Here is a 14,917-nt window from a genome sequence, read left to right on the forward strand (position 1 = left end):
TTTGTTATATCTAAAATGTCCCGATTAAAATAAATAAAAATATTAAATAATATATTTAATGCTGTTGTTTATATTTAAACTATAAGAGAGTGTAAAGTAATTTACACTATGGATTGCTGTCGATTACTATCCCTATGCACACCACCTAGGCGTTAATTGATTAACGCTATCTTAGCTTTGTTTGAAATATAAAATACAAATAAAAAAGGAATTTGTATGGGGATTTTTAATTATAAAGGATTGAGCGATGCCCAGTCGCAGGAATTATTCTCCGATGCATTAGCCATGACTATGTATAGCTACCATAATCTGGATGATGGTTTAGCTTACGGCTATCAGCATTATGGTTTCGGTCTGGGATTGCCGCTCACGCTGCTAACCGCCCTGGCCGGCAATTCGCAGTCGCAGGGCATTGTGCCGGGGCTGCCGTGGAACCCCAATTCCGAACAGCAGGCGCTGGATACCCTCAATACCGCCGGTTGGCAGGTGATTAGCGCGGAACAGCTGGGCTATCAGGGCAAAACCGATAATCTGGGCACCTATTACGGTGAATCCTGGAAGTACAAAACCTCTCAGGCGGAAGTGCTGGGAAAATACGACGGTGAAGGAAAATTAATCGGCCTGGGCGTCGCCTTTCGCGGCACCACCGGCCCGCGTGAAACGCTGATTACCGACACCATTGGCGACGCCGTTCACGATCTGGTCGCCGGGCTGGGGCCGGCATCGTTCTCGAATAACTTCGCCCTGAATGCCTTTGGCCGTTTACTTGCCGACGTCGCCAAATTCGCCGCGGCGAACGGCCTGAGCGGCGAGGATGTGACGATCACCGGCCATAGCCTGGGCGGTCTGGCGACCAATAGCCTGGCATTTTTAAGCGAAGACTATTGGGGCGGCTTTTATACCAACTCAAAATATCTGGCTTTCGCTTCGCCAACCCAGCATGAAGGTGATGGCAAGGTGCTGAATATTGGCTATGAAAACGATCCGGTATTTCGCGTGCTCGACGGCACGCATTTTAATTGGTCAACGCTGGGTGTACATGATAAACCGCATGAGTCAGCAGCCAATAATATCGTTAATTTTAACGACTATTACGCGTCAAAATTCTGGGGGGTGTTGCCGACATCATTATTAAACCTTCCCAGTTGGATATCCCATGTCCCGTTCACCTACGGTGAAGGACTGTCGCGTATCGTTAATTCCGAGTTTTATTCGTTTATGGATCGGGATTCCACGGTGGTGGTCTCCACGCTTTCCGATGTGATGCGCGGTAAAACCTGGGTGGAGGATCTGAATCTCTATGCGCAAAAACACACCGGTACGACCTTTATTATCGGTACGGACAAGGACGATCTGATCGGCGGCGGCAGGGGGAATGATTATCTCGAGGGCGGAGCCGGTAACGATATCTTCCGCGACGACGGCGGGTTCAACTATATCTCCGGCGGCGAAGGGCATGACACCCTGATTCTGCAACAGGGGATCGCGAAGACGCAGGTGGCCTATGACGGAGAAAACCTCTATTTGCGCGACAGTACCGGCGCCATCACCATCGCCAACAGCGTAGAGACGCTGCGCAGCCAGAGCAAAGGCGCGTTTTGCAGCAAGCAGTATGTGGATTATCAGGTGAAAGATGACGGGCTGCTGGTGGGTAATATTCACGTTGATTACACCCGGCACGGCATCGGCAGCGAAGCGGACGATGTGCTGCAGGCGGCCGACAACCAACGCTGGCTATTCGGGCTTGACGGCGATGACGCCCTACTGGGCAGTAGCAATGGCAACCTGACGTTTGTCGGCGGCAGGGGCAACGACGTGATGCACAGCGCCGGCCAGAACAATACTTTCCTGTTTGAAGGTGAGTTTGGTCAGGACCAGGTGATTAACTTTGGTCAGAGCGACCGGCTGGTATTCTTTACGCCGCAGGATCAGGGCGACGACTTCCGCCAGTATGCGGCGCAGCACAACGACGATGTGGTGTTCAACTTTGGCGATAACCAGGTCACGCTGGTGGGCGTTTCTCTGGACTATCTCAGTGACAGCCAGATCGTGCTGGTATAACGCCTAAAGCGGGTAAAGGGCGTGAGGCCGCTAGCGCTCACGCTCTTTTTGCCTCAATGCGGCTAGCGGGTCAGCCGCCAGCCGCGCTGTTTCCACAGCGCCGGCAGCTGCGCCAGCGCGTCGAACGTGGTCACCAGCGGGTGGTCGATCGGCGGATTATGCGGATCGGCGCAGAAGTAAAAGACCGGAATGCCGGCGGCGATGCCCGCCTGCGCGCCGGCCGGGGAGTCGTCCACCATAATGCAGCGTTCCAGCGGCACGTTCATCTGCTGCGCCGCGTGATAGATCACCGCCGGGTCCGGCTTCCAGCGCTGCAGATCGTAGCCGCTGTACAGCCGGTCATCAAAATAGCCAAGCATGTCGGTCAGGCCGAGCGAGTGCTGCATTTTGCTGACCGGCCCGTTGGAGACGGTGCAGACCGGAACGACGATCTGCGCCAGCAGGTCGCGTGCGCCGGCGATCTCCTGCAGTTCACTGTCGAACAGCCGCGCTACTTCCTGGCGGAATAGCGGCTCCAGCATCTCCCTCGCCAGCGTAACGCCGTGTTCGGCGTTTACCCGATCGATAATCTCATACAGCTTGATGCCTTTGTATTTCTTGAACATCTCTTCCAGGGACAGCGTGACGCCGTGCTGGGCGAACATATGGACATAGGCCATGCTGCACAACACTTCGCTGTCCACCAGCGTGCCGTCGCAGTCAAACAGGATGCAGTCAATCTGGTTCATCGTCGTTATATCCTTATCGGGTAGCAATGTTGCCACTTTAACCGATGCGCTGCGGCATCGGCGAATAAATCAACGGATTAGCCATTTTTCACCCGTGAAAGACGGAAAAAAACCGCGGATTGGCGTCAAATTGCCGAATTTTTGTTATAGGATAGCCCGCAGACCGTTCTGTTCCCTTCTTCGGAATTCTTGATAATGACCAAACCAGTAACCGGCCTTGTTGCTGAACAAGGCTTGCTTGGGCGCGTGTTTAAGCTCAAGCAGCATGACACCACGGTACGTACGGAAACGATTGCCGGCTTCACCACCTTCTTGACCATGGTGTATATCGTATTTGTTAACCCGCAGATCCTGGGCGCGGCAGGGATGGATACGCAGGCGGTATTTGTCACCACCTGCCTGATCGCCGCGTTCGGCAGCATTTTGATGGGCCTGCTCGCCAACCTGCCGGTGGCGCTGGCGCCGGCGATGGGGCTGAACGCCTTCTTCGCCTTTGTGGTGGTCGGCGCGATGGGCATTTCATGGCAGGTGGGCATGGGCGCCATCTTCTGGGGGGCGGTCGGCCTGCTGCTGCTGACCATTTTCCGCATTCGCTACTGGATGATCGGCAATATTCCCCTGAGCCTGCGCGTCGGCATCACCAGCGGCATCGGCCTGTTTATCGCCATGATGGGGCTGAAAAACGCCGGCATCGTGGTGGGCAACGCCGATACGCTGGTCACCGTCGGCAACCTGACTTCCCACAGCGTACTGCTGGGGGCGCTGGGCTTCTTTATCATCGCCATTCTGGCCTCGCGCAATATCCATGCGGCGGTGCTGGTGTCGATTGTGATCACCACCCTGATCGGCTGGGCGCTGGGGGATGTGCAGTATAGCGGCGTGTTCTCCATGCCGCCGAGCGTCACCTCCGTGGTGGGCCAGGTCGATCTGGCCGGCGCGCTGAATCTCGGGCTGGCCGGGGTGATCTTCTCCTTTATGCTGGTAAACCTGTTCGACTCCTCCGGCACCCTGATCGGCGTGACCGACAAAGCCGGCCTGGCCGATGAAAAAGGCAAGTTCCCGCGGATGAAGCAGGCGCTGTACGTTGACAGCATCAGCTCGGTCGCCGGCTCCTTTGTCGGCACCTCGTCCGTCACCGCCTATATTGAAAGCAGCTCCGGCGTTTCCGTTGGCGGCCGCACCGGGTTAACCGCGGTGGTGACCGGCATTCTGTTCCTGCTGGTGATCTTCCTGTCGCCGCTGGCGGGGATGGTGCCGTCGTATGCGGCGGCGGGCGCGCTGATTTACGTCGGGGTGCTGATGACCTCAAGCCTGGCGCGCGTTACCTGGAGCGATCTGACCGAAGCGGTGCCGGCCTTTGTGACGGCGGTAATGATGCCGTTTAGCTTCTCGATCACCGAAGGCATTGCGCTGGGCTTTATCGCTTACTGCGTGATGAAGCTGGGCACCGGCCGCTGGCGTGAAATCAGCCCGTGCGTGCTGGTGGTGGCGCTGCTGTTTGTGCTGAAAATCGTCTTTGTCGACGGCCACTAACGGTTAACGACGGGCCAGGAAAAGCCAGGCCCGTCGTGATTACTCGTTTGGCGTTTTGTCGAGCATCCACTCCAAAGGCTGCGCATAGCGCGTCAACCAGCCCTGTGTGGCACTTTCCGGCTGAGCAAAATGTTGCACCTGCACCTGATTTTTGGCACCGAAAAGCTCAGAAAAATCCAGCGCTACCGCCTGTTCACTAAATTTTTGCCGCTTGTAGTAAGCGATCACGATACGCTTATTGCTGGCCAGGCTCTGCGTTGCCGGTTTGATCGCGCCCACCGGCGCCACCAGCAGGCCGCCGGCGTAACTTTGCGGATATTTCGCCAGCAGATTGGCGGCATGCAGGGCGCCCTGACCGCGGCCGAAAAGATACACCGCCTGCGGGTTCAGCCTGAGCAGCGGCGTCAGGTCGTGCAGGGTGCGCTGCACCATATTGTGGGTGCTTTCATCACTGTAGTTTGACCAGCGGAAACTGTTTTCCGACAGCATCTGCGTACCGTTCAACTCAATATAGGCCACGCCCATGGCGCCGAACATCAGCTTCTCTTCGGCGCTGATGTTGGCCTGTTTGCCGTAGGAGTGCAGATACACCACCGTCGGCCAGCCGCCGGCCGGCGCCTGGCCCTGCGGCAGCGTATAGCTGGCCTTACCTTCGTGCCGTTGTGCGTGCTGCTGATAGCGGGCTTTGGTTTGCGCGAGGATCGACTGGTAGGTTTTGCCGTGCTGAATGGTGTTGAACGCGTCCTCTTCCAGCAGGTTGTAGTAATACCATAGGCCGCGTTTGGCACTGAGCTGCAGATAACGCTCTGCCAGCTCGGTCTGCCCTTTTTCTGCGGAGGAGATGGCCAGCTGGTAAGGCGCCCAGATGCTATGCTCGTCTTCGCGCATCAGCGTTAGATAGAGCGACATCGCCTCCGTTTTCTTGTCTTCTTTACTGTGTGCCGAGCGGGGGAGCTTGGTATGAAGCGGGCTGTCTGCCGGCAGTTCGACCGGTTCTTCTCCCGCGGGGTAATGCATTTCTGTGGCGCTGACAGGACTGGTGTTAAAAGCCGCTAATAAGGCTAAAATTAAAAAATACATAATTATTTATTTGAAAGATAAAAATATTTTGGCGTATCCATTCCATTGTTGGCGTCTTCTGTTGTTTGATTTTGAAGACGCCAATAAGGAAGCCTTATCGCACCTGGGCGATATAATCGCGGAATGCGGCTAACTGGCTGCGTATAAATTCCAACGTCGCCTGATCGGTCAGCTCTCCCGCTTGCTCATCCACCTTGTTTTGAATCACGCCGCCCATAAATTCTGGCCGGTTCATCACCATCGCATCCAGGAACACCATGATCTGCCGCAGGTGATACTGGCAGCGCGCGCCGCCGATCGGCCCCATCGAGCTGGTCTGGATCGCCAGCGGTTTACCGGCCAGCGGCTGGTTCGGCAGGCGTGAAATCCAGTCAATGGCGTTTTTCAGGCCGCCGGGCACGGAGTAGTTATATTCCGGCGTGACGATAATGACGCCGTCGGCCTGGCGAATCTTTTCGGCCATCGCTTCAACCGTCGTGGGAAAACCCTCTTCCTGCTGCAGGTCGGCGTCATAAAGCGGGATATCACGAATGGAGGGTAAGGCTTCGATAGTCATGCCCGGCGGCGCCAGTTTGGGCAGCGCATTGGCTACGATGGCGTTATAGGAGCCTTTACGCAGGCTGCCTAGCAGGGTCACGATGTTTAATGCTTGGTCTGACATGATGCTACCTCCCTGACGAATGAACAGATTCAGCTTAGAACAACCGTTAAATAGTATGGCAAATAACCGAGGGATAACAGTGAGAATTTGTCGTATCTGTACTTTTCTTGCGGTAAAACAAGAAAAAATAGCGAGTAGAATATGTGTTTTTGATCGCTTCAGCCTGTTTTTTCTTTCAGTCTGCTATTTTTGTGATAATTGCTCAGGCTGGTCAACTTGATGAAACGTAGGGAATTTGCCGGCGATTGCGCTGAAATTTCTTCGCATTTCTCCAGCCCGTACTGCGGGTCAAACTGCCAGCACTGCAACCGCTCCAGCGCCGGCTCGCGGGCGCACGACCAGCTTTGATAATCGTCGCTATCGCTCATGACCTGCACCTGCGGCGTGACGCTGGAGCGCAGCTGGCCGGAAAACGGGTGTAGCGTCAGCGTTCCATGGCCGCTGTTGCCTAATCCGGAGATCTTAAGCACGCTTTGGCGGATGCTCCACAGCTGGGTTTCTGCTTCCAGCAGATCGTCCTGTGCGTCGATCCAGGCGCTTTCCGGCGCATTGCGGAACTGGCGCTGCAGCTGCCGCTGGCTGGCGCTGCGTGCACGCAACATCTCAATATCCAGCCCGACTTTGCCCTCATTGCTGAGCAGCACCCCGACGGTATTACCGGCATAGGCCAGGCTGAAGTCCGGCAGATGCGAGTCGTTAAAACAGGGGCGACCGGTCGGCGTGGTGGCGATAGGCGGCAGGGTGGGCAGGCCGTACAGATGATGCAGGGTTTCGGCCAGCAGAACGCGGCCCTGCAGAAAACGCTGGCGGCGCTTTTCCGCGTAAGCGTCGGCATCGGCGATCAGCGCGGCGGAAAGTCTGGAGGTATCCAGAGCGTCGGGGGTTGAGTTCCATCGGACAAAATGACACGCCATGATTCGCTCCGTGACAGGGGTCAATATTAACGCTGGAGCGTTAGATTAGGCATAACCTTAAGAACTTTCACTAAAAAGACGCATGCGGATTATCTTATTTCTTCCGGACGGTGCGGCCGAGAATAAGACACGGCGCGTCATGCGCCGCGTCACCGGGCCATTACGGCGTGTCATGCCCCGACGGCGGGTCAATCGCCGTGCGCAGCTGCTGTAACGATGCGGACCATGGACACAGTACGCCAACCGGCGACGGCCGCCACGGCAAATAACAGGCGTGACGATCCCATTTGCGAAAGCAACATAATTTATTCCTCGCGAGCTTTAATTAAGACAACCGTATTTTTATTTACGAATGGGATATTTGCGTTTATCTTTTTATCGTTTGACGGTAATAGACAATTCCGGCGGTAATCAATGTCAGCGTGGCGGAAAATAAACCGGCGGCGATCCAAAATAGCGATAGCGTGTCGAAATTATACAGCGTTTTTCCCGCCTCAATGACCGAGGTACGATCGATAATCACGCCGGTGATGTACTCTCCCAACCCGGCGCCGGCATAGCTGGCAATGCCGATGGTGCCGAGCGCGGCACCGGCCGCTTTCTTCGAGGAGATATCCACCGCGATTAAACCGCCGAGGAAACAGGTCAGGGCGCCAATCGTCGCGCCGAAGATCACCATCGACAGCACGTCGGTGTAGTAGTTGCGCGGCAGCCACACCATCAGGGCGAAGCCGGCGGTATTTAACAGACCGATGACCCCCGCCATGATGCTGCGGTTCCGTGGGAAGATACGGTCGGACAGGATGCCGGCGATAATGGTGCCGGCGATGCCGGCAATGGCGTTAACGCCGATAATGCCGGACGCCTCCAGCGTGGTGTAGTGCTTGGCCTGCTGTAAAAAGAAGATGCCCCAGGAATTTACCGCGTAACGGTCGATATACATAAAGGCCGAGGCCAGCGCCAGCGTCCACAGCGCCGGGTTACGCAGCGACCACAGCTGATTTTTCAGCACCGAGCCTTTATCTTCCGACAGCGGTTCCGGCTCGTTGCGGATCACGCCGATCGGCGGATAGCCGGCGCTTTGCGGCGAATCGCACATAAACAGTAGGATCAACACTACGCCCACCACGCCGAGTATCGCCGTGGTGAAATAACCGAAATGCCAGCCAAAGGCGGCGATCACCACGGCGATGACCATATAGGTTATCGCTTCGCCGATGTTATGCGCCGTGGACCAGATGCCGTAGAAGGTGCCGCGCTCCTTGCTGCCGTACCAGCGCGCCAGTGAGACGGCGCACGGGCCGACGCCCATCGACTGCGCCCAGCCGTTGATGCCCCAGAACAGCGTCAGCAGCAGCGCGTTGGTGGTCATCCCCATCATGACGTTCATCCCGGCACTCAGCAGCAGCCCCAGACTCATAAAGCGCACGACGTTGGCATGGTCGGCCAGAAAACCGTTCACCAGCTTGCCGATGGCGTAGCAGAAGAACAGGGCGGAGCCAATCATTCCCAGCTCGCTGGGGGTGATGCCGATGTCGACCAGGGCGCTTTTCGCCACGGTGAAGGAGAGACGGCACACGTAAAACATCACGTAAGCCGCCGTCATCGCCAAAAAAGTCCGACCGCGCAGGCGGCGGAATTTCTTCTCATTCAGCGGGCCATGGGAAGGCGTGGCCGGCGCCGCTTTAAAATAAGCGAAGATACCAGACATAATTTCACTCCATAAGGCGGATTAGCAAAATACACGCCGATTAAGCGCTCTGCGGTTATTCCGTTGGCAGAGAAATCTGTCCTTAACTCTTTTAATTTGTAGGGCACATAATCTGAATAAATTGCTTTTCCATCTGTTTTATCGGGTAAGCGGTTATTTAACCTCTTGCTGAATTAATTCGCGTAGCTGGGAATAAATCTCTGCGTTGGCCATTAATGCCACGTTGCCCTGCTGTAATCCCTGGTCGGCCAGAAAATCATTGGTGATGCCGCCGGCTTCCTGCACCAGCAGCATGCCGGGCAGGCTGTCCCAGGCGTTCATATGCGGTTCGTAATAGCCGATTAGCCGGCCGGCGGCGACCTGAGCGGTCATCAGCGCGCCGGAGCCGCTGCGGATAAACATGCCGCCGGCGTGCAGCAGACGGCTGATAAAGGGCACGAACGCTTCCGGCGTTACGCGGTGCGAGGTGCCGACGCCCATTACGCCGTCGCGCAGCGAACGGCCCGGATGCACGCTGATGGGGGTATGGTTGAGAAAGGCGCCGCCGCCGCGCCGGGCGTGGAACATTTCCTGATGGTTGGGATCGTAAACCACGCCGATCGTCGGATCGCCGTTGAAGATCACGCCGATCGAGACGCACCAGGTATGTAACCCGTTGAGAAAGCAGGCGGTTCCGTCGATCGGATCCACCACCCAGGTATAGGGGGCGACGCCGTGGCCGCCGCCGCTCTCTTCCCCGAGAAAGTCATCCTGAGGAAAGTGCTGGGCGATCAGGCGGCGCGTCAGTGCTTCCACTTCGCGGTCGGCCAGGCTGACCACGTCCTGCAGATCGCCGCCTTTGTGCTCAACGGCCAGCCGCTGACGCCGCTGATAAAAATCGTACGCCAACCCGGCGGCCTGCTGCGCGACGTCGCAGGCAACCTGGTAGCGCGCTGCGATATCCTGTTCAGATGTTGATGTCATTGTCCCTCCGCTGTTTTTGCACTCGTGTGCAAAGTGGGTGATAACAGGGTGTTGTTAAAAGATTGCTACAGGATAATGGCGAAGATGAAAAGTTTATTCCGTGATCGCCCACGCATAAAACATAATTTTCGTTTTATGCCGATCCTCGCACGATAAGCTCGACGGGCACGCTTTTACGTACCGCCGGCTGATTGAAGTGGCGAATGCGGTTGACCAGCAGTTCAACCGCGGTGCGCGCCAGCGTCTCGGTATCCTGACGCAGGGTGGTCAGCTGATAGGCGGCAAAATCTGCCTGCGGGATATCGTCGAAGCCGATAATCGGCAGCGTGCGCGTCGGGTGATGGCGGCGTATAAAATCCATGGCGCCGATGGCCAGCATATCGGTGGCGCAGAACAGGGCATCAAGCTGCGGCCGCTGCGTCAGCAGCGTGGCGGCCGCGTCCCAGCCGGCCTGATAGCCCCCCTGCGGGCAGATTACGCTGGTGACCGTCAGCCGCTGTTCGCTGAGCCGGCGAGTGAACGCCTGCTGGCGCTGAAGGCTGCTGAAGGAGGCGTCTTCGCCGATAAAGCCCGGATTTTTTATCCCGTGCTGCATGAAACGCTGCGCGGCCTGCAGCGCGCCGTCGTCGTTATCGCTGCAGACCTGATCGGCGCCATCCAGCTCTGCCTGGCGGTTGATCAGCGTTACCGGGATTTTACGCGCCAGATACGCCTCCGCCAGTGACAGCGGCGGGGCGCCGGAGGTCAGGATCACGCCCGCGACGTGGTAACTTAACAGCTCGCGCAGCTGCGGCTCCAATTGCTGGGGATCGTCGGCATTAATCAGCAGCGGCATAAAGCCCTGTAAGGTCAGGTGGTGCGTCAGCGGCGCCAGCAGTTTACTGCGGAAGGGGTTATCAAAGCCGGCGGTGACCAGGCCGATGAAATTACTGCTGCCGGTGATCATTGAGCGGGCAATGATATTCACCTGGTAGCCCAGCTCTGCGGCGGCGGCTTCTACCCGCCGGCGCGTCTTTTCAGAGACCGACGCGCCGGGGGTGAAGGTGCGTGAAACGGCGGAGCGCGAAACCCCCGCCAGGCGTGCAACGTCGCTGGCGGTAACCCAACTGTTTTTTTCATCACTCATGGCTGCCGTTTCCCGCTGGTTGGCGCGGCGTTAGCGTCGCGCTGGATTATTTGCCGATGCAGAAGCTGGAGAAAATGCGCCCCAGCAGGTCATCGGAGGTAAATTCGCCGGTGATTTCGCTCAGCGCCAGCTGCGCCTGGCGCAGTTCTTCCGCCAGCAGCTCGCCCGCGTAAGCGCTCACTAACTGTTCATGGCCCTGCAGCAGGTGCTGCGCCGCCAGTTCCAGCGCCTGCAGGTGGCGACGGCGCGCCAGGAAGCCGCCTTCCATATTGCTGGTGAAGCCCATACTCTGCTTCAGATGGTCGCGCAGCACCTCGATACCGTCGCCGGTACGCGCCGACAGGCGAATAAGTGAGTGACCATTCACTTCTGTTATGCCCTGCGCTTCGCCGGTGATGTCCGCCTTGTTACGCACCACGGTAATCGGCAGCGTATCAGGCAGGCGCGCCATAAACTCCGGCCAGATCTCGGCGGGTTCGGTGGCGCCGGTGGTGGTGCCGTCCACCATAAACAGCACCCGATCCGCCTGCTCAATCTCGCTCCAGGCGCGTTCGATGCCGATACGTTCCACCTCATCGCTGGCCTCACGCAGGCCGGCGGTATCGATAATATGCAACGGCATGCCGTCGATATGAATATGTTCGCGCAGCACGTCGCGGGTGGTGCCGGCGATATCGGTGACGATGGCCGCCTCACGGCCGGCTAACGCATTGAGCAGGCTGGATTTTCCGGCGTTCGGCCGGCCGGCGATCACCACCTTCATACCTTCACGCAGCAGGCTGCCCTGGCGCGCCTCGGCACGCACCTGGTCAAGGTCGCCGATCACCGCGTTCAGCTGGGCTTCGATTTTACCGTCCGACAGGAAGTCGATTTCCTCATCCGGAAAGTCGATTGCCGCTTCCACATAGATTCGCAGGTTAGTAAGTGCTTCCACAAGCTGATGGATACGGCTGGAAAAAGCGCCCTGCAGCGAGTTCATCGCCGAGCGTGCCGCCTGCTCGGAGCTGGCGTCGATCAGGTCGGCAATCGCCTCCGCCTGCGCCAGATCGAGCTTATCGTTCAGGAAGGCGCGCTCGGAGAATTCGCCGGGCTGCGCAATACGCACGCCGGGCAGCGCCAGCACGCGCTTAAGCAGCAAATCGAGGATCACCGGGCCGCCGTGGCCCTGCAGCTCCAGCACGTCTTCGCCGGTAAATGAATTCGGCCCCGGGAACCACAGCGCAATGCCCTGATCGAGGGTAGCGCCGTCGGCGTCGCGGAACGGCAGGTAGTCAGCGTAGCGCGGCTTGGGCAATTTGCCGAGCAGCACCTGGGCAACCTCGGCGGCTTTCTTGCCGGAGATGCGCAGAATGCCGACGCCGCCGCGTCCCGGCGGGGTGGCTTGGGCGACAATGGTATCAGTGGTATTCATACCTTTATCCTTCAACGGGCAGCTGCGCTGCTAAAACCTGTTGTTGATCATATCAGATACAAAAAGGCGGTCTCGCGACCGCCTTTTGGGATAACTGCAAACGTCCGGCAACCGAACGCCTACAATACGCTTATGTTTTTTTCTTGTCGCGGCTGTGCAGACCGCGTTTTTCCAGGCCGCGATAAATCAGCTGCTGCTGGATGATGGTCACCAGGTTACTGACGATGTAGTACAGCACCAGACCGGACGGGAACCACAGGAAGAACACGGTGAAGATCACCGGCATGAAGGTCATGATCTTCTGCTGCATCGGGTCGGTCACGGTGGTCGGCGACATCTTCTGGATGAAGAACATCGTCACGCCCATCAGGATTGGCAGGATGTAGTACGGGTCCTGCGCCGACAGGTCATGGATCCACAGGGCGAACGGCGCGTGACGCAGTTCTACCGAGCCCATCAGCATGTAGTACAACGCCAGGAAAATAGGCATCTGAATCAACAGAGGCAGACAGCCGCCCAGCGGGTTCACTTTCTCCGCCTTGTACAGCGCCATCATTTCCTGACTCATGCGCTGTTTATCGTCACCGATACGCTCACGCATCGCCTGCAGTTTTGGCTGCAGCATGCGCATTTTGGCCATCGAGGTGTACTGCGCTTTGGTCAGCGGGTACATGATGCCGCGCACGATAAAGGTGATGACGATGATCGAGAAGCCCCAGTTGCCGATAAAGCTGTGCAGGAACTTCAGCAGCTTGAACAGCGGTTGGGAGATGAACCACAGCCAGCCGTAATCGACCGTCAGGTCAAGATGCGGCGCCAGTTCAGCCATCTGGTCCTGCAGTTCCGGGCCAACCCACAGCGTTGAGTTCAGCTGCTGTTGCGCGCCAGGCTGCACCACGACCGGGGTAGACTTGAAGCCGATGGCCGATTGGTCATTGCCCAGTTTGGCGGTATAGAAGGTGTTGTTGCCCTGCGTTGCCGGCACCCAGGCGGTGGCGAAGTACTGCTGCAGCATGGCAACCCAGCCGCCCTGCGTGGAGACGCTCAGGTTCTCGTCTTTATCGAACGCATATTTTTCGTACTTGGTGTCGCTGGTGGAGTACGCCGCGCCGCGGAAGGTGTGCAGCGCAAAGTTGCTGCTGCCGGTATCGCGGTGCTTAGGCAGTTCGGTGGTCTGCTTCAGCTGGCCGAACAGGGTCAGCTCCAGCGGGGTGGCGCCCTTGTTGTCGATATTGTAATCGACCGCAACCGCGTAGTGGTTGCGCTTAAGCACAAAGGTCTTGGTGTAGATAGCGCCGTCTTTGCCGGTAAAGGTCAGCGGAATGCGCAACTCATCCTGACCGTCGGCCAGGGTATAGCTGTCCTGTGCGCTCTGATACAGAGGACGCTCGCCGTTGGCCGGGTTATCCGGGCCGTTTTTGCCGGTCAGGCCGCTCTGCGCCTGATAAACAAACGACGGGGTGGTTTCCAGCAGCTGGAATGGAGTCGATGAACCCAGGGTATCCGGGTAAGCCAACAGTTTAGCCTGCTCGATATCGCCACCGCGGGTGTTGATAGTCAGCGACAGCACGTCGGTATTAACGGTAATCAGTTTACCCTGGCCGCTGGCTGGTACGCCTGAGCTTGTGGCATCACCGGTTGCGGAATTCGTGGTCTGCGTCGTGGTCTGCGCGGCTGGTTGCGGAGCGTGGTCCGTCTGCCAGGCCTGCCAGATCATGAAAGACACGAACAGCAAAGCGATGAGAAGAAGATTGCGTTGCGAATCCATCGTTAGTGTTCTCTGTTATCGTCGGTTTTCGGCGGCACGGGATCATCGCCACCTGGGTTCAAAGGGTGGCATTTTAATACGCGTTTCACTGCCAACCAACTGCCTTTTATCATGCCGAACCTGCTTAATGCCTCAATTGCGTAATGAGAACATGTCGGCTGGAAGCGACAACGGGGCCCAAGCAGCGGACTGATGGCGAGCTGGTAGCCGCGCACCAGCCCGATCAGGATGCGCGAGCCTGCCGACAGTGGCGACGCCATAATTTTTCCAAAGCTTCCGTCAACGCGCGGTTATCCAGATCCGCGATCCCTTTTTTCGCCACCACGACAAAATCCATCGGCGGCAGCTCATGCTGACGTAAACGGAAGCTTTCGCGGGTTAGGCGTTTGATTCGGTTACGTTCATGGGCGCGTTTGACGTGTTTTTTGGCGACGGTAAGACCGATGCGGGGATGCCCCAGCTGGTTCAGGCGGCCGAGAATGGTGATTTGCGGCGTGCCGGCCCGTTGTGGCTGCTGGAAGACGAAAGTGAAATGAGTGGGAGTTAACAAACGTAACTCCCTGGGAAAAGCGAGCTTAACCACTCAGAGGGTTAGCTTTATTACTTAGAAACAGACAGACGAGCACGGCCTTTCGCACGACGGCGGGCCAGAACTTGACGACCATTTTTAGTGGCCATACGAGCACGGAAACCGTGGCTACGGTTGCGCTTCAATACGGACGGTTGGAAAGTGCGTTTCATGGCGATTTCTACCTAAACTTAAATTGATTACTGATCAGTAAACGCGTTTGGCTACTCGGCGTGAAGACGACCGACGCCTCAATCGCAATACATAAAGAGGCGGGATTGTAATAATTGTACAGTCCTGAGTCAATTCACATTGCGTTAGCCTACCTGGTTGCTTGCCAATACGGCATAAAATCCGGCTTGGCCCGTGGTCAACGCAGAATCCCGTCTGGCG

The 14,917-nt window shown here is 57.2% G+C and carries 14 protein-coding genes; 2 read left to right on the forward strand and 12 right to left on the reverse strand.

The features are described 5' to 3' along the window. The first annotated feature begins 216 nt into the window (after positions 1 to 216). Complete coding sequence (locus tag D781_RS22120) at positions 217 to 2,061, forward strand: lipase class 3 (protein WP_015962444.1); 1,845 nt, start codon at positions 217 to 219, stop codon at positions 2,059 to 2,061. A 62-nt stretch (positions 2,062 to 2,123) separates the two neighbouring features. Here D781_RS22120 and yieH read toward each other — a convergent pair whose 3' ends face one another. Continuing rightward, complete coding sequence (gene yieH / locus D781_RS22125) at positions 2,124 to 2,789, reverse strand: 6-phosphogluconate phosphatase (protein WP_015962445.1); 666 nt, start codon at positions 2,787 to 2,789, stop codon at positions 2,124 to 2,126. Positions 2,790 to 2,984: 195 nt separating this feature from the next. Between yieH and D781_RS22130 the strand changes: the two genes are divergently transcribed. Next, positions 2,985 to 4,322, forward strand: coding sequence for an NCS2 family permease (locus D781_RS22130; protein WP_015962446.1), 1,338 nt, complete (start codon positions 2,985 to 2,987; stop codon positions 4,320 to 4,322). Positions 4,323 to 4,361: 39 nt separating this feature from the next. On the opposite strand, the gene D781_RS22135 is transcribed toward D781_RS22130, so the two are convergent. From D781_RS22135 to rpmH, 11 genes are all read right to left on the reverse strand, one after another. Further along, the gene (locus D781_RS22135) at positions 4,362 to 5,402 is read right to left on the reverse strand and encodes a hypothetical protein (protein ID WP_015962447.1); all 1,041 of its coding nucleotides are present in this window, start codon (positions 5,400 to 5,402) and stop codon (positions 4,362 to 4,364) included. A 94-nt stretch (positions 5,403 to 5,496) separates the two neighbouring features. Continuing rightward, positions 5,497 to 6,063, reverse strand: coding sequence for an NADPH-dependent FMN reductase (locus D781_RS22140; RefSeq protein ID WP_015962448.1), 567 nt, complete (start codon positions 6,061 to 6,063; stop codon positions 5,497 to 5,499). A gap of 158 nt (positions 6,064 to 6,221) precedes the next feature. Next, positions 6,222 to 6,977, reverse strand: coding sequence for a 4'-phosphopantetheinyl transferase superfamily protein (locus D781_RS22145; RefSeq protein ID WP_015962449.1), 756 nt, complete (start codon positions 6,975 to 6,977; stop codon positions 6,222 to 6,224). Between the two features lie 367 nt (positions 6,978 to 7,344). Then, a complete protein-coding gene (locus D781_RS22150) occupies positions 7,345 to 8,688 on the reverse strand; it encodes an MFS transporter (protein WP_015962450.1) in 1,344 nt (447 codons plus the stop codon). 153 nt (positions 8,689 to 8,841) lie between these two features. Continuing rightward, the gene (locus D781_RS22155) at positions 8,842 to 9,651 is read right to left on the reverse strand and encodes an inositol monophosphatase family protein (RefSeq protein ID WP_015962451.1); all 810 of its coding nucleotides are present in this window, start codon (positions 9,649 to 9,651) and stop codon (positions 8,842 to 8,844) included. Positions 9,652 to 9,784: 133 nt separating this feature from the next. Next, on the reverse strand, positions 9,785 to 10,777 hold the full coding sequence (locus tag D781_RS22160; protein WP_015962452.1) for a LacI family DNA-binding transcriptional regulator: 993 nt from the start codon (positions 10,775 to 10,777) through the stop codon (positions 9,785 to 9,787). A gap of 46 nt (positions 10,778 to 10,823) precedes the next feature. Next, the gene (gene mnmE, locus D781_RS22165) at positions 10,824 to 12,188 is read right to left on the reverse strand and encodes a tRNA uridine-5-carboxymethylaminomethyl(34) synthesis GTPase MnmE (protein ID WP_015962453.1); all 1,365 of its coding nucleotides are present in this window, start codon (positions 12,186 to 12,188) and stop codon (positions 10,824 to 10,826) included. 130 nt (positions 12,189 to 12,318) lie between these two features. Further along, a complete protein-coding gene (gene yidC, locus D781_RS22170; protein ID WP_015962454.1) occupies positions 12,319 to 13,956 on the reverse strand; it encodes a membrane protein insertase YidC in 1,638 nt (545 codons plus the stop codon). 2 nt (positions 13,957 to 13,958) lie between these two features. Further along, positions 13,959 to 14,216 carry a membrane protein insertion efficiency factor YidD gene (yidD, locus tag D781_RS23160; protein WP_015962455.1) on the reverse strand — a complete coding sequence of 86 codons (258 nt, stop codon included), beginning with the start codon at positions 14,214 to 14,216 and terminating at the stop codon, positions 13,959 to 13,961. Further along, a complete protein-coding gene (gene rnpA, locus D781_RS22175; protein WP_071823864.1) occupies positions 14,180 to 14,539 on the reverse strand; it encodes a ribonuclease P protein component in 360 nt (119 codons plus the stop codon). The genes yidD and rnpA overlap by 37 nt, the downstream gene beginning before the upstream one ends. A gap of 17 nt (positions 14,540 to 14,556) precedes the next feature. Further along, complete coding sequence (gene rpmH, locus D781_RS23165; protein ID WP_015842368.1) at positions 14,557 to 14,697, reverse strand: 50S ribosomal protein L34; 141 nt, start codon at positions 14,695 to 14,697, stop codon at positions 14,557 to 14,559. Positions 14,698 to 14,917 lie beyond the last annotated feature (220 nt).

Source organism: Serratia sp. FGI94 (assembly GCF_000330865.1).
Classification (GTDB): Bacteria; Pseudomonadota; Gammaproteobacteria; order Enterobacterales; family Enterobacteriaceae; genus Serratia_B; species Serratia_B rubidaea.

What these genes read in the sequence shown, in the direction of transcription:
- D781_RS22120 (WP_015962444.1), top strand. Translation starts at nt 217, where the DNA reads ATGGGGATTTTTAATTATAAAGGATTGAGCGATGCCCAGTCGCAGGAA.
- yieH (WP_015962445.1), bottom strand. Translation starts at nt 2,789, where the DNA reads ATGAACCAGATTGACTGCATCCTGTTTGACTGCGACGGCACGCTGGTG.
- D781_RS22130 (WP_015962446.1), top strand. Translation starts at nt 2,985, where the DNA reads ATGACCAAACCAGTAACCGGCCTTGTTGCTGAACAAGGCTTGCTTGGG.
- D781_RS22135 (WP_015962447.1), bottom strand. Translation starts at nt 5,402, where the DNA reads ATGTATTTTTTAATTTTAGCCTTATTAGCGGCTTTTAACACCAGTCCT.
- D781_RS22140 (WP_015962448.1), bottom strand. Translation starts at nt 6,063, where the DNA reads ATGTCAGACCAAGCATTAAACATCGTGACCCTGCTAGGCAGCCTGCGT.
- D781_RS22145 (WP_015962449.1), bottom strand. Translation starts at nt 6,977, where the DNA reads ATGGCGTGTCATTTTGTCCGATGGAACTCAACCCCCGACGCTCTGGAT.
- D781_RS22150 (WP_015962450.1), bottom strand. Translation starts at nt 8,688, where the DNA reads ATGTCTGGTATCTTCGCTTATTTTAAAGCGGCGCCGGCCACGCCTTCC.
- D781_RS22155 (WP_015962451.1), bottom strand. Translation starts at nt 9,651, where the DNA reads ATGACATCAACATCTGAACAGGATATCGCAGCGCGCTACCAGGTTGCC.
- D781_RS22160 (WP_015962452.1), bottom strand. Translation starts at nt 10,777, where the DNA reads ATGAGTGATGAAAAAAACAGTTGGGTTACCGCCAGCGACGTTGCACGC.
- mnmE (WP_015962453.1), bottom strand. Translation starts at nt 12,188, where the DNA reads ATGAATACCACTGATACCATTGTCGCCCAAGCCACCCCGCCGGGACGC.
- yidC (WP_015962454.1), bottom strand. Translation starts at nt 13,956, where the DNA reads ATGGATTCGCAACGCAATCTTCTTCTCATCGCTTTGCTGTTCGTGTCT.
- yidD (WP_015962455.1), bottom strand. Translation starts at nt 14,216, where the DNA reads ATGGCGTCGCCACTGTCGGCAGGCTCGCGCATCCTGATCGGGCTGGTG.
- rpmH (WP_015842368.1), bottom strand. Translation starts at nt 14,697, where the DNA reads ATGAAACGCACTTTCCAACCGTCCGTATTGAAGCGCAACCGTAGCCAC.